At 69.2% G+C, this 26,339-nt stretch carries 22 protein-coding genes; 19 read left to right on the plus strand and 3 right to left on the minus strand.

Going from position 1 to position 26,339, the window contains the following annotated elements:
* Positions 1 to 278 precede the first annotated feature (278 nt).
* The 13 genes from pyrR (at position 279) to AB0M14_RS14910 (ending at position 15,965) form a co-directional block, all read left to right on the plus strand.
* The gene (gene pyrR, locus AB0M14_RS14850) at positions 279 to 908 is read left to right on the plus strand and encodes a bifunctional pyr operon transcriptional regulator/uracil phosphoribosyltransferase PyrR (protein WP_364994196.1); all 630 of its coding nucleotides are present in this window, start codon (positions 279 to 281) and stop codon (positions 906 to 908) included.
* Positions 905 to 1,861: an aspartate carbamoyltransferase catalytic subunit gene (locus AB0M14_RS14855; RefSeq protein WP_364994199.1), complete on the plus strand. Its 957-nt coding sequence runs from the start codon at positions 905 to 907 to the stop codon at positions 1,859 to 1,861. The genes pyrR and AB0M14_RS14855 overlap by 4 nt, the downstream gene beginning before the upstream one ends.
* A complete protein-coding gene (locus AB0M14_RS14860; protein WP_364994202.1) occupies positions 1,858 to 3,162 on the plus strand; it encodes a dihydroorotase in 1,305 nt (434 codons plus the stop codon). Before AB0M14_RS14855 ends, AB0M14_RS14860 begins: the two co-directional genes overlap by 4 nt.
* The gene (locus tag AB0M14_RS14865; protein ID WP_364994205.1) at positions 3,163 to 3,660 is read left to right on the plus strand and encodes a transporter; all 498 of its coding nucleotides are present in this window, start codon (positions 3,163 to 3,165) and stop codon (positions 3,658 to 3,660) included. It begins immediately after the preceding gene.
* Entirely contained in the window at positions 3,657 to 4,775 is a 1,119-nt protein-coding gene (gene carA, locus AB0M14_RS14870) for a glutamine-hydrolyzing carbamoyl-phosphate synthase small subunit (RefSeq protein WP_364994208.1), read from the plus strand. The genes AB0M14_RS14865 and carA overlap by 4 nt, the downstream gene beginning before the upstream one ends.
* Complete coding sequence (gene carB, locus AB0M14_RS14875) at positions 4,775 to 8,107, plus strand: carbamoyl-phosphate synthase large subunit (protein WP_364994211.1); 3,333 nt, start codon at positions 4,775 to 4,777, stop codon at positions 8,105 to 8,107. Before carA ends, carB begins: the two co-directional genes overlap by 1 nt.
* A gap of 75 nt (positions 8,108 to 8,182) precedes the next feature.
* Positions 8,183 to 9,007, plus strand: coding sequence for an orotidine-5'-phosphate decarboxylase (pyrF, locus tag AB0M14_RS14880; protein ID WP_364994214.1), 825 nt, complete (start codon positions 8,183 to 8,185; stop codon positions 9,005 to 9,007).
* A 497-nt stretch (positions 9,008 to 9,504) separates the two neighbouring features.
* A complete protein-coding gene (mihF, locus tag AB0M14_RS14885; RefSeq protein ID WP_194813993.1) occupies positions 9,505 to 9,828 on the plus strand; it encodes an integration host factor, actinobacterial type in 324 nt (107 codons plus the stop codon).
* 8 nt (positions 9,829 to 9,836) lie between these two features.
* Positions 9,837 to 10,418, plus strand: coding sequence for a guanylate kinase (gene gmk, locus AB0M14_RS14890; protein ID WP_364994217.1), 582 nt, complete (start codon positions 9,837 to 9,839; stop codon positions 10,416 to 10,418).
* 43 nt (positions 10,419 to 10,461) lie between these two features.
* Positions 10,462 to 10,737: a DNA-directed RNA polymerase subunit omega gene (gene rpoZ, locus AB0M14_RS14895; RefSeq protein WP_356978162.1), complete on the plus strand. Its 276-nt coding sequence runs from the start codon at positions 10,462 to 10,464 to the stop codon at positions 10,735 to 10,737.
* A gap of 39 nt (positions 10,738 to 10,776) precedes the next feature.
* On the plus strand, positions 10,777 to 12,006 hold the full coding sequence (coaBC, locus tag AB0M14_RS14900; RefSeq protein WP_364994219.1) for a bifunctional phosphopantothenoylcysteine decarboxylase/phosphopantothenate--cysteine ligase CoaBC: 1,230 nt from the start codon (positions 10,777 to 10,779) through the stop codon (positions 12,004 to 12,006).
* A 260-nt stretch (positions 12,007 to 12,266) separates the two neighbouring features.
* Entirely contained in the window at positions 12,267 to 13,481 is a 1,215-nt protein-coding gene (gene metK / locus AB0M14_RS14905; RefSeq protein WP_364994221.1) for a methionine adenosyltransferase, read from the plus strand.
* A 21-nt stretch (positions 13,482 to 13,502) separates the two neighbouring features.
* Positions 13,503 to 15,965, plus strand: a complete 2,463-nt coding sequence (locus tag AB0M14_RS14910) for a primosomal protein N' (protein WP_364995799.1) — start codon at positions 13,503 to 13,505, stop codon at positions 15,963 to 15,965.
* Between the two features lie 162 nt (positions 15,966 to 16,127).
* Here the strand turns inward: AB0M14_RS14910 and AB0M14_RS14915 are convergent, their stop codons facing one another.
* Entirely contained in the window at positions 16,128 to 16,934 is an 807-nt protein-coding gene (locus AB0M14_RS14915) for a GNAT family N-acetyltransferase (protein WP_364994224.1), read from the minus strand.
* Between the two features lie 63 nt (positions 16,935 to 16,997).
* Here AB0M14_RS14915 and AB0M14_RS14920 point away from each other — a divergent pair, with 63 nt between their 5' ends.
* The 3 genes from AB0M14_RS14920 to AB0M14_RS14930 all read left to right on the plus strand — a co-directional run bounded on the left by AB0M14_RS14920 (position 16,998) and on the right by AB0M14_RS14930 (position 22,524).
* On the plus strand, positions 16,998 to 18,584 hold the full coding sequence (locus AB0M14_RS14920; RefSeq protein ID WP_364994227.1) for an amidohydrolase family protein: 1,587 nt from the start codon (positions 16,998 to 17,000) through the stop codon (positions 18,582 to 18,584).
* A 99-nt stretch (positions 18,585 to 18,683) separates the two neighbouring features.
* Positions 18,684 to 19,910 carry a helix-turn-helix domain-containing protein gene (locus AB0M14_RS14925; protein ID WP_364994231.1) on the plus strand — a complete coding sequence of 409 codons (1,227 nt, stop codon included), beginning with the start codon at positions 18,684 to 18,686 and terminating at the stop codon, positions 19,908 to 19,910.
* A gap of 175 nt (positions 19,911 to 20,085) precedes the next feature.
* Entirely contained in the window at positions 20,086 to 22,524 is a 2,439-nt protein-coding gene (locus tag AB0M14_RS14930; protein WP_364994233.1) for a KR domain-containing protein, read from the plus strand.
* 7 nt (positions 22,525 to 22,531) lie between these two features.
* Here AB0M14_RS14930 and AB0M14_RS14935 read toward each other — a convergent pair whose 3' ends face one another.
* Together AB0M14_RS14935 and AB0M14_RS14940 are read right to left on the minus strand one after the other, a co-directional pair.
* Positions 22,532 to 22,909, minus strand: coding sequence for a hypothetical protein (locus AB0M14_RS14935; protein ID WP_364994235.1), 378 nt, complete (start codon positions 22,907 to 22,909; stop codon positions 22,532 to 22,534).
* 64 nt (positions 22,910 to 22,973) lie between these two features.
* On the minus strand, positions 22,974 to 23,807 hold the full coding sequence (locus tag AB0M14_RS14940) for an NAD(P)H-binding protein (protein WP_364994238.1): 834 nt from the start codon (positions 23,805 to 23,807) through the stop codon (positions 22,974 to 22,976).
* A gap of 76 nt (positions 23,808 to 23,883) precedes the next feature.
* On the opposite strand from AB0M14_RS14940, the gene AB0M14_RS14945 reads away from it, so the two are divergent.
* The 3 genes from AB0M14_RS14945 (at position 23,884) to AB0M14_RS14955 (ending at position 26,339) form a co-directional block, all read left to right on the plus strand.
* On the plus strand, positions 23,884 to 24,456 hold the full coding sequence (locus AB0M14_RS14945; protein ID WP_364994240.1) for a TetR/AcrR family transcriptional regulator: 573 nt from the start codon (positions 23,884 to 23,886) through the stop codon (positions 24,454 to 24,456).
* Positions 24,457 to 24,618: 162 nt separating this feature from the next.
* Entirely contained in the window at positions 24,619 to 25,260 is a 642-nt protein-coding gene (locus AB0M14_RS14950; RefSeq protein WP_364995801.1) for a PadR family transcriptional regulator, read from the plus strand.
* Positions 25,261 to 25,361: 101 nt separating this feature from the next.
* Positions 25,362 to 26,339: an alpha/beta fold hydrolase gene (locus AB0M14_RS14955; protein ID WP_364994243.1), complete on the plus strand. Its 978-nt coding sequence runs from the start codon at positions 25,362 to 25,364 to the stop codon at positions 26,337 to 26,339.

Here is a 26,339-nt window from a genome sequence, read left to right on the forward strand (position 1 = left end):
AGCGCGCGGGTCGGGCAAACGGAGGCGGAATCTCGGTGACCGGATGGTTGTGGGCCGCAAAGGAACTCGGGGGTGGGGTTGCGGGGTGTGGAGCTAGCGTGGAGCAACGGCGGGCGGGCGGTGGGCGGGGGCGGGCGCGTGGCCGGGCTCACAGCGCGCCGCGTGGCCCGGCTCACAAGGGATATGCCTGGTGGAGGCACGGATTGGGGCGCTGTTAGGCTGCTAGCCGTAAGACATCCTTTAACGGACCGTTCAGTGAGGCGGGGAAGGAGGTCGGCATGGCTGTGCCTGGAGATCGGGCGGCCAAGTCCGGCGAGCAATCGCAGAGGCATACTCCGGAGTGGGTGGCTGCGGGCCGTGAGCTGCTGTCGCCATCCGATGTCAGTCGGACCATCGCGCGTATCGCGCATCAAATCATCGAGAAGACCGCGCTCGATTCGGACGATCCCGCCCACCCCCGGGTGGTACTGATCGGTATTCCGACCCGCGGCACCACCCTGGCCGCGCGGCTGACCGAGAAGATCGAGGAATTCTCCGGCGTCCGCCCGGCCCTCGGTTCCCTCGACATCACCCTCTACCGCGACGATCTGCGGACCCGTCCGCATCGCCCGCTGGAACGCACGAGCGTGCCCGAGGGCGGTATCGAGGACGCGCTGGTGGTGCTCGTCGACGACGTGCTGTTCTCCGGCCGCACCGTGCGCTCGGCCCTGGACGGCCTGCGCGACCTCGGTCGCCCGCGCTCGGTGCAGCTGGCGGTGCTGATCGACCGCGGCCACCGCGAGCTGCCGATCCGCGCCGACTTCGTGGGCAAGAACGTCCCCACCTCCCGCTCGGAAGACATCTCCGTACTGCTCGCCGAACATGACGGCCGCGACGGCGTCTACTTGCATCAGGAGGATGAGGCGTGAGGCATCTGCTCAGCGTCACCAATCTCGATCGCGCCGCCGCCGTCGAAATGCTCGATGAAGCAGAACGTTTCGAGCAGGCGCTGCTGGGCCGCGAAGTGCACAAGCTGCCGACCCTGCGCGGCCGCACCGTGATGACGGTTTTCTACGAGAACTCCACTCGCACCCGCGTCTCCTTCGAGGTGGCCGGCAAGTGGATGAGCGCGGACGTCATCAATGTCAGCGCCAGCTCCTCCTCGGTCTCCAAGGGCGAATCGCTGCGCGACACCGCTCTGACCCTGCACGCGGCCGGCGCCGACGCGCTGATCGTCCGCCATCCGGCCTCCGGCGCGGCCCATCAGATCGCCCGCTGGATGGATGCCTGGGCGGCCCAGGAGAATCGCCCGGGTCCCGCGATCATCAACGCGGGTGACGGCATGCACGAGCACCCGACCCAGGCCCTGCTGGACGCGCTGACCCTGCGCCAGCGTCTCGGCGACATCGAGGGCAAGCGGGTCGTCCTCGTCGGCGACATCCTGCACAGCCGGGTCGCGCGCTCGAATGTCTTTCTGCTCGACACGCTCGGCGCCGAGGTCACCTTGGTCGCGCCGCGCACCCTGCTGCCGGTCGGCGTCGAATCCTGGCCGTGCCGGGTCGCGAACTCGCTGGACGCGGAGCTGCCCGGCGCGGACGCGGTGATGATGTTGCGGGTCCAGCAGGAGCGGATGAACGGCGGTTTCTTCCCGTCGCCGCGGGAGTACTCGGTCAACTACGGACTCAGCGAACGCCGGATGGCGATGCTCGACGACCACACCGTGGTCCTGCACCCCGGCCCGATGCTGCGCGGCATGGAAATCGCCCCCGCCGTTGCGGATTCGGCGCGGGCGGCGATTCTGCAGCAGGTCACCAACGGTGTGCACATGCGCATGGCGGTGCTGTTCCGCCTGCTCGTCGGCACCCAGGAGGCAGTCGCATGACAGAGAAAGGTGGTGCCGTGGAACTGGTGATCAAGGGCGCCCGCCCGTACGGCGAGGGCGATCCGGTCGACGTGCTGATCCGGGACGGCGTGATCGCCGAGATCGGCACCGATCTCACGGCCGGCGAGGTGATCGACGCCCAGGGCCAGATCCTGCTTCCGGGCTTCGTCGACCTGCACACGCACCTGCGCGAACCCGGCCGCGAAGACACCGAAACCATCGAATCCGGTTCTTCCGCCGCCGCTCTCGGCGGTTACACCGCGGTTTTCGCGATGGCCAACACCAACCCGGTCGCCGACTCACACGTGGTCACCGACCATGTCTGGCGGCGCGGTCAGGAAGTCGGCCTGGTCGACGTCTACCCGGTCGGCGCGGTCACGGTCGGCCTCAAAGGCAAGCAGCTCGCCGAAATGGGCACCATGGCGGCGGGTGTCGGCCAGGTCCGGATGTTCTCCGACGACGGCCACTGCGTCTACGACCCGCTGATCATGCGCCGCGCCCTGGAGTACGCGACCTCGCTGGGCGTGCTGATCGCCCAGCACGCGGAGGAGCCCCGGCTCACCGAAGGCGCGGTGGCGCACGAGGGCCCGAATGCCGCCAAGCTGGGCCTGGCGGGCTGGCCGCGCGCCGCCGAGGAGGCCATCGTGGCCCGCGACGCCCTGCTCGCCCGGGACGCCAAGGCTCGCGTGCACATCTGCCACGCCTCCACCGCGGGCACCGTGGAACTGGTGAAATGGGCCAAGGCCCAGGGCATTTCGATCACCGCCGAGGTCACTCCGCACCACCTGCTGCTGGACGACTCGCGCCTGGAAACCTACGACGCGGTCAACCGGGTCAACCCGCCGCTGCGCGAGGCCTCCGACGTCGCCGCCCTGCGCCAGGCGCTGGCCGAGGGCATCCTCGACTGTGTCGCCACCGACCACGCCCCGCATGCCGAACAGGACAAGTGCTGCGAGTTCTCCGCGGCCCGCCCCGGCATGCTCGGCCTGGAGACGGCGCTGTCGATCATCGTGCAGACCATGGTCGAGCCGGGTCTGCTGGACTGGCGCGGCGTCGCCCGGGTGATGAGCGAGAAGCCCGCCGCGATCGTCGGACTGGACGAGCACGGCCGCCCGATCGAGGTCGGCGAGCCCGCCAACCTCACCCTGGTCGACCCGGACGCGTCCTGGACGGTGCGGGCGAAGGAACTGGCCAGCATCTCCGACAACACGCCGTTCGAGGAGATGACGTTCCCGGCCAAGGTGACGGCGACGATGCTGCGCGGCCGGGTGACCGCTCGTGATGGGAAGGCAGTGCGCTAAATGGAGAGAACGCTGTGGGTTGCCGGTCTGCTGGCGCTGTTCGTGGTGGCGCTGTGGCTGATGTACCGGAGCTGGCAGAACCGGGCGGCCCGCCAGGCCGAACGTGTCGGTGCGCTGCCGGAGGTCCCGGCCGACCTGGGCGCGCAGGTGCTGGAACCGACCACCGGCCTCTACCTGGGCAGCACCTTCGCGCCCAGCTGGCAGGACCGGATCGCGGTCGGGGACCTGGGTTTCCGCGCCACCGCGGAACTGACCCGGTTCGAACGAGGAATCCTGCTGGAACGCGACGGCGCCACGGTGCTCTGGATTCCGCAGGAGTCCATCACCGCCGTGCGGACCGAGCGCGGTCACGCGGGCAAGGTAATGACAGAAGATGGTGTGCTGGTAATTCGCTGGACGCTGCCGACCGGAACCGAGATCGATACCGGTTTCCGTGGTGACGACAAGACGGTGTATCCGGCGTGGGCCACGCAGAAGATGACGGGAGACGACGAGTGACGAAGCAAGAAGCAGCGGCTCTCGTGCTGGAGGACGGCCGCGTGTTCCGCGGCACGGCCTACGGCGCGCTGGGCGAGACCCTGGGCGAGGCGGTGTTCTGCACCGCGATGACCGGCTACCAGGAGACCCTGACCGACCCCAGCTACCACCGCCAGATCGTGGTGGCCGCGGCCCCGCAGATCGGCAACACCGGCTGGAACGACGAGGACGACGAGTCCGCGAAGATCTGGGTGGCCGGCTACGTCGTGCGTGACCCCGCGCGCCGCGCCTCCAACTGGCGTGCCACCACCACCCTGCCCGACGAGATGCAGCGCCAGAACGTGGTCGGCATCGCGGGCGTGGACACCCGCGCCCTGGTCCGTCACCTGCGCACCCGTGGCTCGATGAAGGCGGGCATCTTCTCCGGTCCCGCACTGGCCGACGCCGAGCAGTTGCTCGCGCGCGTCACCAACCAGCCTTCGATGCTCGGCGCGGATCTGGCCGAAGAGGTCAGCACCAACGAGCTCTACACCATCGAGCCGGCCGGCGAGGCTCGCTTCACGGTGGTCGCGGTCGACCTGGGCATCAAGACCAACACCCCGCGCATGTTCGCCGAGCGCGGCATGCGGGTGCACGTGGTCCCGTCCAACGTCAGCCTGGACCAGATCAAGGAACTGAAGCCCGACGGCGTCTTCCTGTCCAACGGCCCGGGCGACCCGGCCACCCAGGACGGCGCGGTCGCGCTCACCCAGGGCATCCTGTCCGAGGGCCTGCCGCTGTTCGGCATCTGCTTCGGCAACCAGATCCTGGGCCGGGCGCTGGGCCGCAGCACCTACAAGATGAAGTTCGGCCACCGCGGCATCAACATCCCGGTCGTCGAGCACGGCACCGGCCGTATCTCGATCACCGCGCAGAACCACGGCTTCGCCCTGGAGGGCGAGCGCGGCGAGCAGTTCGACACCCCGTTCGGCAAGGCGGAGGTCAGCCACGTCTGCGCCAACGACGGCACCGTCGAGGGCGTGCAGCTGGTCGACGGCCGCGCGTTCTCCGTGCAGTACCACCCGGAGGCCGCCGCCGGCCCCCACGACGCCGCTTATCTCTTCGACCGTTTCGCCGGTCTCATGGAAGGAGCCTGATGCCACGCCGCGAGGATCTCAAGCACATCCTGGTGATCGGCTCGGGCCCGATCGTCATCGGCCAGGCTTGTGAGTTCGACTATTCCGGCACCCAGGCGTGCCGGGTGCTGAAGTCCGAGGGCCTGCGGGTTTCGCTGGTCAACTCGAACCCGGCCACCATCATGACCGACCCGGAGTTCGCGGACTCGACCTATGTCGAGCCGATCACCTGGGAGTTCGTCGAGAAGGTCATCGCCAAGGAGCAGCCGGACGCGATCCTGGCCACCCTGGGCGGGCAGACCGCGCTCAATTGCGCTGTCGCCCTGCATGAGAACGGCATCCTGGAGAAGTACAACGTCGAGCTGATCGGCGCCGACTTCGAGGCCATCCAGCGTGGCGAGGACCGGCAGAAGTTCAAGGACATCGTCGCCAAGGTCGGCGGCGAGTCCGCGCGCTCCAAGGTCTGCTTCACCATGGACGAGGTTCGCGAAACCGTTGCGGACCTCGGCTTCCCGGTGGTCGTGCGCCCGTCGTTCACCATGGGCGGCTTGGGCTCGGGCATGGCCTACAACCACGAGGATCTCGACCGCATCGCCGGCGGCGGCCTGGCCGCCTCGCCCACCGCGAACGTGCTGATCGAGGAATCCATCCTGGGCTGGAAGGAATTCGAGCTCGAGCTCATGCGTGACCGCAACGACAATGTGGTCATCGTCTGCTCGATCGAGAACGTGGACCCGATGGGCGTGCACACCGGTGACTCGGTCACCGTCGCCCCGGCCATGACCCTCACCGACCGCGAATACCAGAAGATGCGCGATCTGGGCATCGCGATCCTGCGCGAGGTCGGCGTCGACACCGGCGGCTGCAATATCCAGTTCGCGGTGGATCCGAAGGACGGTCGCCTGATCGTCATCGAGATGAACCCGCGCGTCTCGCGTTCGTCCGCGCTGGCCTCCAAGGCGACCGGCTTCCCGATCGCCAAGATCGCCGCGAAGCTGGCCATCGGGTACACGCTGGACGAGATCGTCAACGACATCACCAAGGAAACCCCGGCCTGTTTCGAGCCCACGCTCGACTACGTGGTCGTGAAGGCGCCGCGGTTCGCGTTCGAGAAGTTCCCGGGCGCCGACGCCACCCTGACCACCACCATGAAGTCGGTCGGCGAGGCGATGTCGCTGGGCCGCAACTTCTCCGAGGCGCTGGGCAAGGTGCTGCGCTCGCTGGAGACCAAGGCCACCGGCTTCTGGACTCAGGAAGACGGCCAGTGGGCCCCCGTCGACGGCGATGTCCGCGGCGCGATCGAGAAGATTCTCGAAGACCTGCGCACCCCCACCGAGGGCCGGATCTACCAGGTCGAACGCGCGCTGCGCTACGGCGCCGACATCGAAGAGGTCGCCAAGGCCTCGGGGATCGACCCGTGGTTCGTCGCCGAGGTCGCGGCCCTGGTGGAGCTGCGACAGGAGATCCTCGACGCCCCCGTGCTGGACGAGGAGCTGCTGCGCCGCGCCAAGCACTACGGTCTGTCCGACCGCCAATTGGCCGCGCTGCGACCGGAATTGGCGGGCGAGACCGGTGTACGCGCGCTGCGCCACCGCCTCGGCGTGCGCCCGGTCTACAAGACCGTCGACACCTGCGCCGCCGAGTTCGAAGCCAAGACCCCGTACCACTACTCGGCCTACGAGCTCGATTCCGCCGCGGAGTCCGAGGTCGCGCCGCAGACCGAGCGGGACAAGGTGCTGATCCTGGGCTCCGGGCCGAACCGCATCGGCCAGGGCATCGAATTCGACTACTCGTGTGTGCACGCGGCGCTGACGCTGTCGGAGGCCGGGTACGAGACCGTCATGGTCAACTGCAACCCGGAGACCGTCTCCACCGACTACGACACCGCCGACCGCCTCTACTTCGAGCCGCTCACCTTCGAGGACGTGCTCGAGGTCTACCACGCGGAATCCGAATCCGGCACCGTCGTCGGCGTGATCGTCCAGCTCGGCGGCCAGACTCCGCTGGGCTTGGCACAGCGCCTGACCGACGCCGGCGTCCCGGTGGTCGGCACCAGCGCCGCCGCCATCGACCTGGCCGAGGACCGCGGCGAGTTCGGCGACGTGCTGGTGGCGGCGGGCCTGCCCGCCCCCAAGTACGGCACCGCCACCACCTTCCCGCAGGCCAAGAAGATCGCCAACACGATCGGCTACCCGGTGCTGGTGCGCCCGTCCTACGTGCTGGGTGGCCGCGGCATGGAGATCGTCTACGACGAGAACGCGCTCGAGGGCTACATCTCCCGGGCCACCGAGATCAGCCCGGACCGCCCGGTGCTGATCGACCGGTTCCTCGAGGACGCCATCGAGATCGACGTCGACGCCCTGTGCGACGGCGAGGAGGTCTACCTCGGCGGCGTGATGGAGCACATCGAGGAGGCCGGTATCCACTCCGGTGACTCCGCGTGCGCGCTGCCCCCGATCACCCTGGGCCGCAGCGATATCGAGGCCGTGCGCCGCTCGACCGTGGCGCTGGCCAAGGGCATCGGCGTCAAGGGCCTGCTGAACGTGCAGTACGCGCTCAAGGACGACGTGCTCTACGTGCTCGAGGCCAATCCCCGCGCCAGCCGCACGGTGCCGTTCGTCTCCAAGGCCACCGCGGTGCCGCTGGCCAAGGCGGCGGCCCGAATCACCATGGGCGCCACCATCGCCGAACTCCGCAAGGAGGGCATGCTGCCGCCCGAGGGCGACGGCGGGCACGTCCCGTTCGACGCGCCGGTCGCGGTCAAGGAAGCGGTCCTGCCCTTCCACCGTTTCAAGCGCGCCGACGGCAGCGGCGTGGATTCGCTGCTCTCCCCGGAGATGAAGTCCACCGGCGAGGTCATGGGCATCGACGCCGACTTCGGCACCGCCTTCGCGAAATCGCAGGCCGCGGCCTACGGTTCGCTGCCCACCGAGGGTGCGGTGTTCGTCTCCATCGCCAACCGCGACAAGCGCGCCATGGTGTTCCCGGTGAAGCGCCTGCACGACTTGGGTTTCCGGATCCTCGCCACCGAGGGCACCGCGGAGATGCTGCGCCGCAACGGCATTCCGTGCGAGCAGGTGCGTAAGCACTCTGAGGACAGTCCGGCCGACCAGCCCACCATCGTGGAGATGATCCGCGACGGTGAGGTCGACATGGTGTTCAACACCCCCTACGGCAACTCGGGTCCCCGCGTGGACGGCTACGAGATCCGCACCGCCGCGGTGGGCGCGAACATCCCGTGCATCACCACCGTGCAGGGTGCGGCCGCGGCCGTGCAGGGCATCGAGGCCGAGATCAACGGCGGCATCGGCGTGCGCTCCCTGCAAGAACTGCACTCTAAGTTGCGGGGCTGACCGGCGCCGATACCCGGCAGCGCCGACCGCGCTGCCGGGGTTTCCGCCGGGAGTCGCGCTGATACAGGAGGTTTGATGACTAGTTTCGGGACCCGCCTCCAGCACGCGATGGGGCAGTTCGGGCCGGTCTGCGTCGGCATCGACCCGCATTCGGCGCTGCTCGAGTCCTGGGGGCTCACCGATGACGTGGCCGGTCTGGCGAAGTTCACCGAGCTCTGCGTGGACGCCTTCATCGGCACCGTGGCGCTGGTCAAGCCGCAGGTGGCGTTCTTCGAGGCCTATGGTTCGGGCGGCCTCGCGGTGCTCGAGCACGCCATCAGGGATCTGCGCGAAGCGGGGGTGCTGGTGCTCGCCGACGCCAAACGTGGCGATATCGGCTCCACCATGGCGGCCTACGCGCGCGCCTGGCTCGGCGACGGGCCGCTCGGCGTGGACGCGCTGACCGTCTCGCCCTACCTCGGATTCGGTTCGCTGGCACCGGCATTGGAGCTGGCCGAGCGTAACGGCCGCGGGCTGTTCGTGCTGGCCGCGACCTCCAATCCCGAAGGGGCGCAGGTGCAGGGGGCGCTGGGCGGGGACGGGCGCAGCATCGCGCAGACCATCGTCGACGAGTGCGCCCAGCGCAACGCGGGGGCGGAATTCGGTTCTGTCGGAGTCGTTGTCGGCGCCACGCTGACCGCGGCGCCGGAGCTGTCCGCGCTCAACGGCCCGATCCTGATGCCCGGCGTCGGGGCGCAGGGCGGCGGCGCGGAGTCCATTCGCGCGCTCGTTCCGGAATCGGCGCTGCCCATGGTGGTGCCGAACGTCTCCCGTGAGGTGCTGCGCGACGGACCCACCGTCGCGGCGCTGCGTGCCAAGGTGAGCGCTGTGCAGGAGGATTTCGCGTTCCTGCGCGGGTAACCCCGGAAACAGGCCACAAACGCCCGCTGACGGCGTCCAGATCGCATTCTGGACGCCGTCAGCGGCGTTCCGGGCCCCCGTGGCCGGAAAGGCCCGCTCGCCGCCGCCTGGGCCCACGCTGGACGGTGGCGTCGTGGGGACATGTGTTCGATCCGACACGCGGGTGAAAGCGGCGACACGCGGAAAAATTCGAGAAACTTCCTGGTCGCGCGCGTGACGGTTTGCTACGCGACCGAAACCCGTTGCCGCAACTATCCCGCTAACCGAATCGATTCACGAAAACCCGCTGGTACCAACACATTTCGGGTTCGGACCAGCAAGATCGCCAGCGTGACCGGGGTGTCCTTCGCATCCACGCGCGCACACCCTTACGACATCGGCGAATCATGCGCTGACCTGGGGGGTGGGTTCGCAATCGCGGGCGGACGTGGGTACGGTCGCTGAGACTGCCGGGTTACTGGCAGGGTTGATGCAATAAACGATGAGACGGAGGAACCGTGGCCCTTCCCCAGCTGACTGACGAGCAGCGCGCCGCTGCTTTGGAGAAGGCGGCTGCCGCTCGCCGCGCTCGGGCGGAGCTCAAGGAGCGCTTGAAGCGCGGTGGCACCGACCTGAAGAGCGTCCTCAAGGATGCCGAGACCGATGAGATTCTCGGCAAGATGAAGGTGTCGGCTCTGCTCGAGGCCCTGCCGAAGGTTGGCAAGGTCAAGGCTGCCGAGATCATGAGCGAGCTGGAGATCGCCCCCACGCGGCGTCTGCGCGGGCTGGGCGACCGGCAGCGCAAGGCGCTGCTGACGCGATTCGACTTCGACGCCTCCTGATTACGAGGGTGATCGAACACACGCGGAAGGGTCGACTGGTTGTACTGGTCGGCCCCTCGGCCGTTGGCAAGTCCACGGTCGTGCGGTGCGTGCGGGAACGTCTGCCGCAACTGGTCTTCAGTGTGTCCGCGACTACCCGGGCCCCCCGGCCCGGGGAGGTCGACGGACTCGACTACCGGTTCGTGTCCCGAGACGAGTTCGACGCCATGATCGAGGCGGGCGAACTGCTCGAATGGGCGGACATCCATGGCGGGTTGCAGCGCTCGGGCACCCCGGCGGCCCCGGTTCGGGAGGCCATGACAGCGGGACTGCCCGTGCTCGTCGAGGTCGACCTCGAGGGCGCGCGGTCGGTGCGCAAAGCGATCCCCGAAGCAACTTTGGTGTTCTTGGCCCCGCCCAGCTGGGATGAACTAGTCTCCCGGTTGCGGTCGCGCGGCACCGAGACGCCGGAAGTCATCGAACGCAGGCTGACCACGGCGAAAGTCGAAATGGCCGCCTGTGACGAGTTCGACATCGTCATCGTGAACGACGAGGTGACCAGCGCCTGTGAGCAGTTGGTATCCTTGTTCGTTAGCACAAATTCTCGATAGGCCTCCGCTGCCTTCCCATCACCGACTCCCAGGAGCCTCCCTAGTGAGCGACACCAAGACTGTGCCCGCGTACGACACCCCGATCGGCCTCACCAACCCGCCGATCGACGAGCTGCTCGAGCGCACGTCGTCCAAGTACGCCCTGGTGATCTACGCGGCCAAGCGCGCGCGTCAGATCAACGACTACTACAACCAGCTCGGCGACGGCATCCTCGAGTACGTCGGCCCGCTGGTCGAGCCGGGTCTGCAGGAGAAGCCGCTCTCGGTCGCGATGCGCGAAATCCACTCCGATCTGCTCGAGCATTCCGAAGGCGAATAGTCTCAACAGATCTTGTCCGTTGATCAGGCCGGAGGGGCAGTGAGCTCAGCACGCATCGTCGTCGGAGTCGGCGGCGGGATCGCCGCGTACAAGGCGTGCGCGCTGGTCCGTCGGTTTACCGAGACCGGCCACCAGGTCCGGGTCATTCCCACCGCCTCGGCGCTGGAGTTCGTCGGCAAGGCGACCTTCGAGGCGCTGTCCGGGAACCCGGTGCACACCGACGTGTTCTCCGATGTGCCCGAGGTGCCGCACGTGCGGCTCGGCCAGGAGGCCGATCTCGTGGTCATCGCCCCGGCCACGGCCGACCTGATGGCCCGCGCCGCGCAAGGCCGCGCCGACGACCTGCTCACCGCCACCCTGCTGACGGCCCGCTGCCCGGTCCTGTTCGCGCCCGCGATGCACACCGAGATGTGGGAGCATCCCGCGACGCAGGAGAACGTGGCGACGTTGCGCCGGCACGGCGCGATCGTGATGGAGCCCGCGCACGGGCGGCTCACCGGCGCCGACACCGGCGCCGGGCGGCTACCCGAGCCCGAGGAGATCTTCGCGCTGGCGTCGTTGCTGCAGGAACGCGCCGACGCCATTCCGCGTGATCTCGAGGGCAAGCGCGTGGTGATCACCGCGGGCGGCACCCGGGAACCGCTGGATCCGGTGCGCTTCCTCGGCAACCGCAGCTCCGGCAAGCAGGGCTACGCGCTCGCGCGCGTCGCCGCCCAGCGCGGTGCGCAGGTGACGCTGATCGCGGGCAACACGATCGAGATGGCCGCGCCCGCGGCCGTCGAACTGGTGCACGTGACCACCGCCGAACAGCTCAAGACCGCCGTGGACAAGCACGCGGTCGGCTCCGACGCGGTGATCATGGCGGCGGCGGTGGCCGATTTCCGGCCCACCTCCGTGGCCGCGGCCAAGATCAAGAAGGGCGCCGGCGAACCCGACGTCATCAACCTGACCAAGACCGAGGACATCCTCGCCGGTCTGGTGCAGGCGCGCCGCGACGGCCAGTTGACCGGTACCGCGATCGTCGGATTCGCGGCCGAAACCGGTGACGAGCACGGCGACGTGCTCACCCATGCGCGCGCCAAGCTGGCGCGTAAGGGCTGCGACCTGCTCGTGGTCAACGCCGTCGGTGAGGGCAAGGCGTTCGAGGTGGACACCAACGACGGCTGGCTACTCGGGGCCGACGGCACCGAACAAGCTCTCGACCATGGATCCAAGGCGCTGCTGGCGAGTCGGGTGCTGGACGCCCTCGGCCCGCTGCTACGGAAGTAAGCCCGGATGATGTCGAGGTACCAGCGCAGTCGATGTTGTCGATAACGTTGACTCGCTGAGTAATTAACGATCTGTGGCCGAGCCCGGCGCGATCGATACGAGCGCAGCAAATGCTGCGCCGGAGATGACGGTTCGCCGAATAGTCTCCTGACAGCGATCCGACCCGGATCGCCGTGTCGATGGTTTGGATAGTCTGAGAAGGGTTGCGGCAGTGCGAACACCGCGACCCAATACGACCCGTTGAGGGAGAGGGAACAACTGTGCGCACGTCTGGCAGCCGCCTATTCACCAGTGAGTCCGTGACCGAAGGTCATCCGGACAAGATCTGTGACGCCATCAGCGATTCCATCCTCGACGCGTTGCTCGCCGAGGATCCCCGCAGTCGCGTCGCGGTGGAAACGCTCGTCACCACCGGTCAGGTTCACGTCGCCGGCGAGGTCACCACCTCCGCCTACGCCGACATCCCGCACATCGTGCGCGAGAAGATCCTGGAGATCGGATACGACTCCTCCGCAAAGGGTTTCGACGGAAACTCCTGCGGTGTCAATATCGCCATCGGTGCGCAGTCGCCGGATATCGCGCAGGGTGTGGACACCTCGCACGAGGCCCGCGTCGGCGGTTCCGATGACGAGATCGAGAAGCAGGGCGCGGGCGATCAGGGCCTGATGTTCGGTTACGCCACCACCGATACCCCCGAGCTGATGCCGTTGCCGATCGCGCTCGCGCACCGGCTGTCCCGGCGTCTGACCGAGGTGCGCAAGTCCGGTGTGCTGCCGTACCTGCGGCCCGACGGCAAGACCCAGGTCACCATCGAATACGAGGGTGACAAGCCGGTCCGGCTGGACACCGTCGTGGTGTCCACCCAGCACGCCGCCGATATCGATCTGGACAACCTGCTCGCGCCCGATATTCGCGAGAAGGTGCTGGAGTCGGTGCTGGCCGATCTGACGCTGCCCAACCCGCTCGACACCGCCAACGTGCGGCTGCTGGTCAACCCGACCGGCAAGTTCGTGCTCGGCGGCCCGATGGGTGACGCCGGCCTGACCGGTCGCAAGATCATCGTCGACACCTACGGCGGCATGGCGCGGCACGGTGGTGGCGCGTTCTCCGGCAAGGATCCGTCGAAGGTGGACCGTTCGGCCGCCTACGCCATGCGCTGGGTCGCCAAGAACGTCGTCGCGGCCGGCCTGTCCGAGCGGGTCGAGGTGCAGGTCGCCTACGCCATCGGCAAGGCGGCTCCGGTCGGTCTGTTCGTCGAGACCTTCGGCACCGAGAAGATCGACCCGGCCAAGATCTCGGCCGCCATCGGCGAGGTCTTCGACCTGCGTCCCGGCGCGATCATCCGCGACCTGGACCTGCTCCGCCCGATCTACGCCCCCACCGCCGCCTACGGTCACTTCGGCCGTACCGACGTCGACCTGCCGTGGGAGCGGACCGATCGCGCGGAGAAGCTGCGCGCCGCCGCCGGACTGTAAACTCCGGACCGCGTGGACGACATCGCGGAAACGACAAGGACAACAGCGGGACACCCGATCGCCCGGGTGCTCCCGCTGTTGTCGCCTGCCCACCTGGACCGCGACTTCGATTACCTCGTCCCCCCGGAGTTCGACGAGATCGCCCAGCCGGGCGTCCGCGTGCGCCTGCGCTTCGCGGGCCGCCTGGTCGACGGCTACCTCCTGGAACGCCTCGAAAAAAGCGACCACGCGGGCAAATTCGTCAAACTCGAACGCGTCGTCTCCGCCGAACGCGTCCTCACCCCCGAAATCCTGCAGCTCGCAACGGCAGTCGCCGCCCGCTACGCCGGCACTCGCGCCGATGTCCTCCGCCTGGCCATCCCACCCCGCCACGCGGGCGCGGAGACCGGCAAGAAGCCCAGGGCCACCAAGAAATCCGCGGCCAAAGCCGCAGCAGCCCAACCCGAACCGATAGACCTCGACGACCCGCCCGCGACCACGGCCGCGCCCGCCGCCGACGCATCAGCCTCCCTCCCTCCCACCCCCCAGGTGGCCGAGCCGAGTGCGACGCTCCGGGACCCGAGCACCGAGTTCGATACCGATCGTCTGGATCCCGGCCCACAGCATGCCGGGCTGACGGAGGGGGAGCCGCGGAGTGCGGCCGTGCAAGAGGCGGCGTCTGGACGCGCGGAGGTGCGGGAGCCTGAGTCCGGGCGCGCCGGGATCTCCGAGGCGGAATCTGGGTCGGCGAGAATGCCGGAAACCGAGGTTGAGCATGCCGCGAGCGCGGCGGACGGCCGCTCGGATCGGGTGTCGGCAGTGCGGCCGCACGATGTCGCGGGCGAGGCACGCATTGTCGCGGTGCCCGGCGGCCCGGCTGGGGTGACGGAGGCATCTGTCGCATCGATGGATCTAGCACCGTGGGAGCGTTATGTGCATGGGGGAGCGTTTGTTTCGGCGTTGAGTCAGGGGAAGGGGGTGCGGGCGGCTTGGCAGGCGCTGCCGGGGGAGGATTGGGCGGCGCGGTTGGCGGAGTTGGCGGCGACTGTGGTGGCGGGTGGGCGTAGTGCGGTGCTGCTGGTGCCGGATCAGCGGGATTTGGATCGGCTGCTAGCCGAATGTGTTCGGCTGGTGGGGGATTCGGCAGTGGGGTTGTCGGCGGGGCTGGGGCCCTCGGCGCGGTATCGGCGGTGGTTGTCGGTGTTGCGGGGGAGTGCGCGGATTGTGGTGGGTACCAGGGCCGCTGTGTTCGCACCGGCGAAAGACCTTGGGCTTATTGCTATCTGGGATGACGGCGACGACACCTATGCGGAACCGCGGGCGCCGTATCCGCATGCGCGTGAGGTGGCGATGCTGCGGGCACACGAGTCTGGTGCGGCGTTCGTGGCAGCGGGTTTCGCGCGGACAGCGGAAGTCCAGGCGGTGGTGGATTCCGGCTGGGCGCATGACTTGGTCGCCGATCGTGACGTGCTGCGGCAAGTCACGCCGCGGATCAGCGCGCCCGGCGACAGTGACTGGGCGTTGGAGCGCGATCCGATCGCCAATGCGATTCGCATCCCCGGCATTGCCTTCGCCGCTGCCCGCGCGGCGTTGAAAGAAGGTTCGGCGGTTCTGGTGCAGGTGCCGCGGCGTGGCTACGTCCCGGCCTTGTCGTGTGCGAAATGCCGGACGCCCGCGCGCTGCCGGCACTGCAACGGCCCCTTGGCGTTGCCGCAGGGCCCGCGCGCCGACGAGGCGCACAGCCCGAGCTGCCGGTGGTGCGGCATCGTCGAGGCCGCGTACCGCTGCCCGGCTTGCGCCTCGCGTGCCTTGCGTGCGGTGGTGATCGGCGCGGTCCGCACCGCGGAAGAGCTCGGTCGCGCGTTCCCCGGTGTGCCGATTCGCGGCTCTGGCGGCGGTGCCATTCTGGACACCCTCGAGCCCGGCCCACAGGTCGTGGTCGCCACCGTCGGTGCCGAACCGCTGATTCGCGGGGGCTATGCGGTGGCGTTGCTGCTGGACGGCTGGGCGTTGCTCGGTCGCGCGGATCTGCGTGCCGCCGAGGACTCGCTGCGCCGCTGGATGAGCGCCGCCGCGCTGGTGCGCGCCCGCGGTCAAGTCATCGTGATGGCCGAGCCGTCGGTCCCGACTGTTCAAGCGCTTATCCGCTGGGACCCGATCGGGCACGCCACACTGGAGGTAGAGGGCCGCGCAGAGGTCGGGTTTCCGCCCGCTGTCCGGCTCGCCGCCATCGATGGCACCACCGAATCCATCTCCGAATTGCTCTCCAGCGCAACCCTTCCGGCGGACGTCGAGGTACTGGGCCCGGTCCCGCTGCCGCCCGGCGCACGCAAACCGTTCTCCAGCGGCGACGACCCCGCCGAGGTCGAGCGCATGCTGCTGCGTGTGCACCGCCGCTCCGGAGCCGCGCTCGCCAAGGCCCTCACCGCCGCCCAAGCGGTCCGCAGCACCCATCGATCCGACGCACCGCTGCGCGTGCAGATCGATCCGATCGATATCGGCTGAGCGCCTGCCGCCTGGGATTTGCTACGCCTCGCCGCGCGACGACCACCTGGTCACGGGCCGGAAAATCCGCGTACCGTAGGTGTTTCGAACACGTCGTGGACGCGATCGGGGGATGCGACATGGCTCATTCTTGCCAGGGCGCTGCCGGAGTTCCGCCGGCGCTTACAGGGGATACGTGTGGCCCGCGGTGAGTGGGCCGGAGACGAGTCGATAGACCGCCAGCCCGGCACCGGCCCGCCGGCAGGAGACCGCTCGGTACCCGCTGCCCATCAGCTCGTGCACGACCGTGCAGAGGTCCCGGTGCAGACTGCCGGTGGCGGAGCCGTAATCCCATTCGTCGGGGATGGCCAGCAGCATCGAGTCGTAGTCGACCCGGTGATCGGGGACCGGCGCGCCGAGGACCAGACCGGGCGGCGGTTCGGGCCACTGCCGGACGGGCGTGCCAAGATCCCAGCGGGCGACGATGCGGTGGGTCGGGAACCCGCGGTCGCGGCCGTTGTCCTCGACGCCGTACATGTTGTCGATGAACTCGTAGCCGCAGGCGCCGATGACATCGAGGTAGAAGTGGGCGTTGGCGGCGCGCAGGGGGTCGTAGGCCCAGTAGATACGTTGCAGCCCACGGCGTATCGCGATGGCGCGCACCTGGTGCATGAGGGTGCGCCCGATCCCGGCGTTCTGGCAATCCGGCCGGACCACAAGCAATTCCATGTAATGGTAGGCCCGTTGCGCATCGAGGTGCCCGATCGGGGCGCGGCCCGGGAAACCGTAGCTGAAGCCGACCAATTCCCCGTCCAGGTAGGCTCCGACAGCAATCCCGCCGTTACGAACCAGCGACACGAGCAGGCGCGGACTGGGCGCGGGATCGGTGGTACAGAGCCGAAAGACCTGGCGGTAAAGGGCAATTGGGTCGCGCATGGTGTCGGCGCTGGTCAGTTCGCTGACCAGTACCTGCCGGACTACCGTGGTCACCCCATCACCGTACCCACCTTGCCCGGCAATGGGCCAGCCCCAACGGCTTCCAGTTTCCAGGGCGTGACCAACGGCCAAACTGTCGGCAATACCGTGACATTCGATGTCCTCGTACGCGGGGGAGTTGTCTTCGACGGCACCGGGCAGCCCGGCTATCGTGCCGATATCGGGATCGCGGGCGGCCGGATCCGGGTCATCGGCGATCTGGCGGCCGCCCGCGCCAGGGCGGAAGTGAATGCGGACCAGCGGTACGTACTGCCAGGTTTCATCGATGCCCATGTGCACGGTGAGGGCGCGGTGCTGGATCCGGTAGTGCAGCTCGCGGCACTGCGCCAAGGGGTGACGACATTCGTCCTCGGCCAGGACGGTTTGTCCTTCGCGCCGGCGACGCCCGCGGCCCTGCGCTGGGTGGCCCGCTATTTCGCCGCCGTCAACGGACCTGTCCCGTCGGCGCTCACCTGCTCGGACGGCGGCCTGACCGTCGCGGAGCTAATGGCCTGCTATCACCACACCACCGCGATCAACACCGCGTATCTGGTGCCGCACGGGACAATTCGCTACAGCGTCCTGGGCGGGTCCGCGCTGCCTCCGGACGCGGAGCAACTCGCGGCGATGATCGCCCTCGCCGAGCAGGGCCTGGACCAGGGCGCGGTGGGCGTGTCCTCCGGATTGGGTTATCTCCCAGGACGATTCGCGGACGCGGAGGAGCTGGGCGCGGTGTGCGCCCCGGCGGCCCGGCGCGGACTGCCCTACGTCACACACATGCGGACCTACGGCGACGCCGCCGACAAGGGCATGTCCGAGGCCTGCGCCGTGGGCCGGATCAGCGGTGCCGCCGTGCATATTTCGCACTATCACGGCCCCGGCGAGGTGCTGGCGGGACTGGTCGACACGGCCCGCGCGACCGGTCAAGATGTCACCTTCGACACCTATCCGTATCTCCGCGGTTGCAGCATTCTCGCCAAAATGCTGCCGGACTGGCTGGCCACCGCCGACCTGGACGGCACCCTCGAAGCCTTGTCGGATCGCGCGGTCCGGGAGCTGTTCGACACCCAGATCGACGAGCGGCTCTGGCACGCCTGCATTCTCGCGCATGTCCCGGCCGGGCGATATCGATGGGCCGAGGGGCTGCCGCTGGATATCGCGGCGGCCTGGGCCGGTGTCCGGCCGGCCGCGTTCTGCGCCGACGTGCTCATCGAGTCGGCTTTGGATGTGGGCATCGTTTTCGACTATCCCGAACGCGCCCTGGAGGATTCGGTGCGGTGCCTGCTGCGCCACGAAGCCCACATGGGCGGCTCGGACGGCATCTACCTGGGCGGACGGCCGCACCCGCGCGGCTACGGGGCTTTCGCGCGCATGTTGTCGCGGCATTGCCGTGAGCTCGGCGACTGGACCTGGGCGGAGGCGAGCGTGCATCTGGCGGCCCGCCCGGCGCAACGGTTCCGGCTCACCGACCGGGGTGTGCTGGCCCGGGGCAAGGCCGCGGACCTGGTCGTCATCGATCCGCGCACCATCCGGGACCGCGCCACCTACGCCGCCCCGCGCGAGCCGGCCACCGGAATCGATGACGTGATCGTGGGCGGGGTGCCGGTGCTCGCGGGCGGGCGGCGCACCGGGCGATTACCGGGCACCGTGTTGTCCGCGTGTTGAAAGCTCAACGACGGGAACGAGTTTCGGCTACCGTTACCCGCAAGTCCCGCCCATACGAGGTGGTCACCCGCCCCGGGCACCCGCGAGGAAGGACTTGACGTGGCAACCACCGGGCGGCCGCTCACCGTCGGCGAGCGGATCGAGATCCGGCGGCGCAGGCTCGGGCTTTCTCGCCGAGTCGTGGCGCAGTTGGCCGGGCGCAGTGAGGAATGGCTGCGGCAGATCGAACGCGGGCATCGGGAACTCGACAGCATCGCCGCGCTCTATCGGATGGCCGAAGTGCTGCACCTGGACGACCCGGCCGCGCTGCTCGGGCATCCGACCTCGAGCCGGTCCGCCGCGCGCGATATCGCGCCCGCGCTGACCCCGCTGAACCACGCGATCATGGATCACCCCACGGCCCGGGCGTTCGGCGTCGAACCCGGTCCGCCGCCCCCGCCGGAGCGGGTGCGCGCCGCGCTCGAGCAGTGCTGGAACTCCTGGCTGGGCGCGCCCGACCGCTACACCCGGCTCACCACCCATCTGCCCGTGGTGCTGCGGTCGGCGCGCTCCCTGCGGGCCGCGACCCGGACCACCGCGAGCGGATCGGCGCACGATGCCGGGTTGCTGCTGGCCGAGTCGTATCACCTGGCCCGCTTCCTGCTCACCCGCGTCGGCGACTATCACCTGGCCTGGCTGGTGGCCGACCGCCCGGTCGGCATCTTCGCCGACGCGAAACAGCCGATCCTGGTAGCGGTCAGCGCCTGGCATGTCGCCGCCGCCCTGAACAATCTCGGGTATCACGCCGAATGCCGGGACTACGCGCTGGCCGCGGCGCGCCGGCTGGAACCGGTGCGCGCGGGGCGGTCGGTGCTCGGAGCGTTACAGCTGGTCGCGGCGTACGGCGCTGCGGGCGTGGGTGATTCGATCGGCAGTCAGGATCTGGTGACGGCGGCCCGGGAGACCGCGGCCGGGGTGGATCCGGAGGCCGCGGAGCGGCGTGATGTCTGGTTCGGGGTCGCGGAGGTGGCGATCGCCGAGATCGATATCGCCGTCCGGCTCGGCCGGCTCAGCGAGGCCGCCCGGCATGCCGCCCAAGTGGAATTGGCGGACAGCGCCTCGGTGGAACAGCGAGTTCGTTACTACACCACCATCGCTCACGTCTATGGGTTGCTCGGCGACGACACCGCCGCCGTGGTCGCGCTGCAACGAGCCTGCCAAGCCTGTCCGGAAGACATCCGCTACGACTGGCTGGTGCACCGCACCCTGCAACGGCTTTCGCGCCGCGACCACCATCTGGTTCGCCGGGAGCTCACCGCGCTGCTCACCGTCGCCGGATTGGCCTGACGCCAGGCCCAACAGATTTTGGACCCGGAAACCCACCAATAGTTGGGTCCGAGCAAACCCGCATGGAGGCACCACTTTTCGGGGCCGAAATGGCCGCCCGCCGGGGTGGCGTACTACCGGGCTTATCGAACTTATGGTCGGTCATCACCAACTCCGTCGAGGAACGGACGAACCCATGACCACACCACTGACCAACCCGCCCGCCGAGCCCCGGCACCCGGTCAACGGAACCGCCGCCCGCCCGGCCGAATCCGCGCCGCCGATCCTCGGCGCCGCTACCCAGCCGCGCCTGGACCGGCTCGAATGGCCGTGCCTGCTCGACGCCCGGCAGGAATACCTGCTCGGTCATCTCTTCGCCGGCCGGCCGGTCCTGTCCGGCGCGGCGTATCTCGAGCTGTGGCACGCCGCCGCCAAGGAACTCTCCGGCGCGGGCGTAATCACGCTGCGCGACATTCGTTTTCGCCAGATGCTGCCGCTGTCCGGGCTCGGCGCGGGCACCGTGACCTTGCGCGTTGTCGCGCAGGCCGAACAGCACGCGTGGCGGTTCCTGGCGGTCGGCCCGGACGAGAGCGTGCTCGCCCAGGCGCGCACCGAGGACGATCCGCCCGCGCTGGAGACGCCGGTGCTCGCGGAGGCGCGGGCGCGGTGCATCCGCTGGCAGGCCGGCGGCCGGTTCTACAGCCGGCACTATCTCGCCGGGAACCAATGGGTCGGCGCGTTCCGGCGCATCGCCGAAATGTGGTTCGGGCCAGGCGAAACCGTCGCCCGGATCCAGGGCGCCTCGGCCGGTCACACCACGCTGCCCGCGCTGGATGCCTGTCTCCAAACGGTTTTCACGCTGTTGCCCACCGCCGCCGACAGCCCGATGATGCTGACAGCGATCGATCGGGTCCGTTTCCGGAAGACACCGCTGCACCCGCAGTGGTGCCTGACCCGCGCCGTCCGCAACGACGACGCCGGTTTCGCCGGCGACATCACCGTCTACGACGGAAACGGCGCGGCCATCGCCGAACTCAGCGGTGTGCGAGTCGGCGCGGTGCGCGTGCGCCGCGCCGCGCCGCCGCCGCCCGCCCGGGAAACTCCGCTGCGCTCGCTGCCCTTCCACCCTCGAAGTGGTGCTCCGGCCCGCGAAGCCGCGTTGCATCCGCTCCGGGGCGGCGCATCCGGCGGAGTCGAATTCCGGACCGCTTGGCAGACAGTCGAACTCGGCAGCCCCGAGCAAGCGGACCTGGGCCGGGTACTGATCCGGCAGAGCGGGACCGATCTGGACGCGGCGGTGATCGCCGAACTCCGGAAGGCCGGGCACACCGTGTTCCCGGTCGCACCGCACGCCGACGCCGCCGCGATCCGCGCCGATCTCGGACCGGACCGGCCGCTGCACGCGGTGCTCAACCTGGCCGCGCTGGGATCGGCGACGCACACGAATTCCTCTGCCCGCCAGGTCTTGTCGACCGCGGTCGGGCTCTGCGCCGGGGCCCTGGCCACCGCCCGCGCCACACCGGCCGAGGTTCCCACGATCCTGGTGACGCGCGGCGCCCGCGCCGCCGGCCCCGACCCGCGCTGCGACGCGCCCTGGCAGGCGGCACTGTGGGGTCTGGGCCCGGTCCTGAGTCGCGAGCAGCACCGCGAGGTCACGCTGGTGGATCTGCCCGAGAGCGGCGAGTCCCTGGCGACCGAGGCGGCCCGGCTGACCGCCGTCGCCCGGACCGCGGCGACCGAAACCCGGCTCGCGCTGCGCCGTGGCCGCTGGTGGGCGCCGCGCCTGGTGCCGCTCGACACCGCCTATCGCGCCGACCCGGACGCGATCTGCGGCGGCATCCGGCCCGGCGTGACGTATGTGATCACCGGCGGACTCACCGGCGCCGGGGAACACTGCGCCCAATGGCTGGTCGACCGGGGCGCCCGGTCCCTGCTCGTCATCGGCGCCGATGACGTCGAATCCGCGGTGCCGCACCGTCTTCGGGGCACGGGAGTGGTGGTGGAACAGCACGTGGCGGATATCGCCAACGAGCACGCCGTCGCCCGGATTCTGGCGTCGGCCGAACGCCGCTCGGCGCCGATCGCCGGTGTCGTGCACGCCGCCGTGCACCCGGAGCAGCACCACCCCGACCCGACGCCGGCCCAGCTCGAACACGCGCTGCGTGCGAAGGTGGCCGGCGCCTGGACCCTGCACCGGTTGCTGTCCGCCCGGCCGCTCGACTTCTTCGTCCTGCTGTCCCCGGCGACCACCCGCCGGCTCGCCGCCGACGCCGCGTCCAATGCCTTCCTGGACGCGCTCGCCGACCACCGCCGCGCCGCGGGCCTGCCTGCCGCCGTGGTGCATTGGACGGCCGCCGGTGACCCGGCCCCGGCCCCGCCCACCAGTGCTCACCTGGATCTGGAGAACTATCTCCTGGACCAGGTCGCCCGCATGCTCGGCGCGGCGGTGGGATCGCTGGATCGGCACAGTTCGCTGATCCAGCTGGGCCTGAGCTCCCTGCACGCGGTGGACCTGGCCCACCGCATGCGCGAGGATCACGGCATCGAGCTCACCCTGTCGGATGTGCTGGACGCCGCCAGCGTGGCCGAGCTGGCGCTACGGCTCTTGCTGGGCACGCTGGGCGGCGCGGCGTGAAGCCCGCTCACGCCGTGACCGCGGCAACCAGATCGACCTGCCGCTCGTACAGATCCGGCAGGTCTCCGGTCTCGGTGCACCAGCTGATCAGCTCCGCGATGTGTGCCGGGCGAACCTCCCCGGGCAGTCCGAACGCCGGGCACCGGAAACGGCGATGCGGGCCGGGCCGGGTGATCCCCCGGAACTCGGGACCGAGCACGACGACGTGTCGGTTTTCCTCGGATTGCGCCAGGACGTACCGGACTACAACGCGCCGGTTCGCCGAAATGATCGTGAGTGTGGGCGCGCCCGGGGCGCTGTAGTTTTCCCAGTCCTCCTTGACCCACCACAGGAACTCGCGATCTCCGACCACGATCCTGCGCTTCCCCTTCTTGCTGATTGCCATGGCCCAACGCTAGATCGCCGAGGTGGTTGCGCGCATTGGGTTTTCGCTGGGCACAGGCGGGGGCTCAGCGGAAAGCGGGGAGGTTGCGGGCGGCCCAGGCGGCGTACGGGTGCGGCGCGCGGCCGAGGACCCGTTCGATGTCGGGGCTGATGCGGAGTTCCTCGTCGGTGGGCGCGCCGAGGACCGCGAGGGTGGTGTCGGCTACCTCCGGCGGCATGAACGCCAGCATCTGCGCGCGCGCCTCCTCGGGGGTCTGTTCCACGAAACGCACTGTCTCGCCGAGCAATTCGCCGAGCACCCGGGCGCGGTCGCGCGGAGACTCCGGCGCCGGGCCGGTCAGCACGTAGGTCTGGCCGAGGTGACCGTCTTGCACCAGCACCGCGGCGGCCACGGCCGCGATGTCGTCCGGATCGACGAACGGGATGGCGACATCGCCGAAAGGCGCGGCGGCGACGCGTTGTTCGCGGACCGACTCGGTCCAGGCGAAGGTGTTGGACTGGAATCCGCCCGGGCGCAGGATCGTCCATTCCAGGCCCGAATCCTGGACGGCGGTCTCGATAGCCCTGCCGAGTTGCCCGTGCGAGACGCTCTCGGGGCGGGTGGCGACACCCTGCGAGGACAGCAGGACCACCCGGCGCACCCCGGCATCCTTCGCGGCGCTGAGGATCGCGGGCACATCGGCCGCGAACGAACCGGGGGCGAAGAGCAGGAACAGCTGCTCCGCACCGTCGAAGGGGAGACTGCCGGCGTCGGTGATGTCGGCGCTCACGGCCTGGACACCGTCCGGCAGCTCGGCGGGCAGGGTCCGCGCGACCGCGGTCACCTTCTCGCCCGCCTCGGCCAGCATCCGCACCAGCGGGCGTCCCACGTTTCCGGTTGCTCCGGTTACCACGATCATTGTTCGAACTCCTGAGTTAGTTGACTGACTAACAAGAAGTTAGCCGACTGCGCCGGGGTTGTCTACAGTTAGTTGGGTGACCAACTCAGTGGCCGGTACCAAGCCCGGTAAGCGGGAGCGCCTGATCGAGGCCGCCGTCCAGGTGTTCTACGAGCGTGGTGTGGAGAAGACCACCATCGCCGACATCGCGCGGGTGGCCGACGTGCCGGTCGGCAACGTCTACTACTACTTCAAGACGAAAGACCAGCTCATCGAGGCCGCCATCGGCGCGCACGCGCGCTCGCTGGAGCAGCTGATCGCCGAGCTGAATCGCCTGGATTCCCCGCGAGATCGGCTGAAGTCCCTGATCGACGGCTGGGTGCGGGAGCGGGAGCTGGCGGCGCGTTATGGCTGCCCGTTCGGTTCGCTGACAGCGGAACTGCACAAGCGGGACGACCCGCTGGAGGGCCGGGCCAGCGAGGTCATGCAGGCGCTGGTCGACTATGCCGCGGCCCAGTTCGAAGCCATGGGCCGCGCCGACGCCGCGCGGCTCGCGATCGCGCTCATCGCCTCCTATCAGGGGATTTCACTGCTCACCAACGCGTTTCGCGATCCGGAGCTGATGGTCGCCGAGGGTGAGCGGCTCCAGGGCTGGATCGACTCGCTCTAGCTCCACCGGCCGCACAGGCGCGTCCCGCATCGGGGCGCGCCTTTTCTGTGTGCGCGGGAATTCCGCCGCCGAACCTTGCGTTGGATAGATTGTCGATATATCGTCGATAACATGAGATACACGCGAAAGCCTGAGGAGGCAATCATGGAAAACATCGAGAACATGGAGAACAGAGACTTCGGCCGGCGCGGTCGCCGGTGTCGCCCCGGCGCCGACGAATGCGGTCCGGAGCGGCGGATGCACGCCCGCCACGGGCGGCGCGGCTTCGGCCCCGAGTTCGGGCCCGGCGGCTTCGGTCCCGGTTTCGGCCCGCACTTCGGACGCGGACGCGGCCGTGGTGGCCGGGGCCGGCGTGGCGACGTGCGCGCGGCGGTCCTGCTGCTGCTCACCGAGCGTCCGATGCACGGCTACGAACTGATCCAGCAGATCCGCGAACGCAGCGACGACGTCTGGCGTCCGAGCCCGGGTTCCATCTACCCCGCGCTCGCGCAGCTGGAAGACGAGGGCCTGGTCCTCATCGAGAAGGTGGCCGGTCGCAAGACCGCGCAACTGACCGAGGCCGGCACCGCCTACGTCACCGAGAACCGCGAGGAACTCGGCGATCCGTGGGCCGACGTCAAGGGGGATGTGGGCGATCAGGCGATCGACCTGCGTGCGCTGATCGGCGCGCTGATGGGCGCGGCGGCTCAGGTCGCGGCGGCCGGCACGCCGGAGCAGGCGGCCAAGGCGGCCGAGGTGCTCACCGAGGCGCGGCGGGCCCTATACCGGATTCTGGCCGAGGATGATAGCCCCGAAAAGTCATAGGACGAAACACCCCGGTAGGGCAGGCATTTCGCCCGGGTTCGTTAAATAATTGTGGAATGGAACAGCCTGAGGGCCCGTGGGGTTGGGGTAAATCACAGTTTATGAGAGCGGTCGTCGCCCTGGCCGGAGCCGGCTTGCTCGGCTCCGCCACGGCGCCCGCTCTCGCCGAACCGGCGCCGGTCGCCGAGATCTCGGCCTATCGTGCAGCAGAGGTGCCGACCATCCCCGGTCCGGCGCAAACCGATCACCTGGCATCCGCCGTCTACCAGAAGACGCATCCCAACTCGGTTCCGTTGGGCGTCAACAACTTCGAGTGTGCCCCGAGTGCCGCGAATCCGCGCCCGGTAGTGCTGGCACACGGTACCGACTCCAGCGCGTACTCCGACTACTCGGCCATCGGCCCCAAACTCGTGGCGGCCGGGCTCTGCGTCTTCGCGCTCAACTACGGCGGCGCCCCGGGCGCCACCAGCTACGGCACCGAAGACGTGCGAGTCAGCGCCCGCCAGCTCGGCGACTTCGTCGACCTGGTGCTGGCCGCGACGCACGCGACCCAGGTCGACCTGGTCGGTTTCTCCCAGGGCGCCAACGTCACCCGGTACTGGGTCAACCAGCTCGGCGGTGCGCCCAAGGTCGGCCAGTGGGTCGGTCTGGCCTCGCCCAGCTACGGCGGCGTGATGTACGGGCTGGTCCCGGTGGTCCAGGCGATCGGCATCCTGGAAGCGTTCGTGAAGGTCACCTCGCTGGCCGCGGTGCAGCAGGTACAGGGCTCGCCGGTGATGATCGAACTCAACACGGGCGGTGACACCGTTCCCGGCCCGCGGTACGTCACCATCGGCAGCCGCGTAGACGAAATGATCCAGCCGTTCGACAACATCGCGTTGCACGGCCCGAACGCCCGCAACCTGGTCTTGCAGGACCTGTGCCCCAGCGACCTGACCGGGCACTTCCACATGGTCTACGACCCGTTCGTGCAAGACCTGCTGTTGCAAGTGCTCGATCCGGACAGCCCCGCCCCCGTGTGTCGCGCGGTACCCCTGGGCACCGGCATCCCGCAGGTCATCATCGCCGGCAACTCCTGA

Origin of the sequence: Nocardia sp. NPDC051832, from assembly GCF_040681285.1 — a bacterium.
In the GTDB taxonomy this organism is placed as follows: Bacteria; Actinomycetota; Actinomycetes; order Mycobacteriales; family Mycobacteriaceae; genus Nocardia.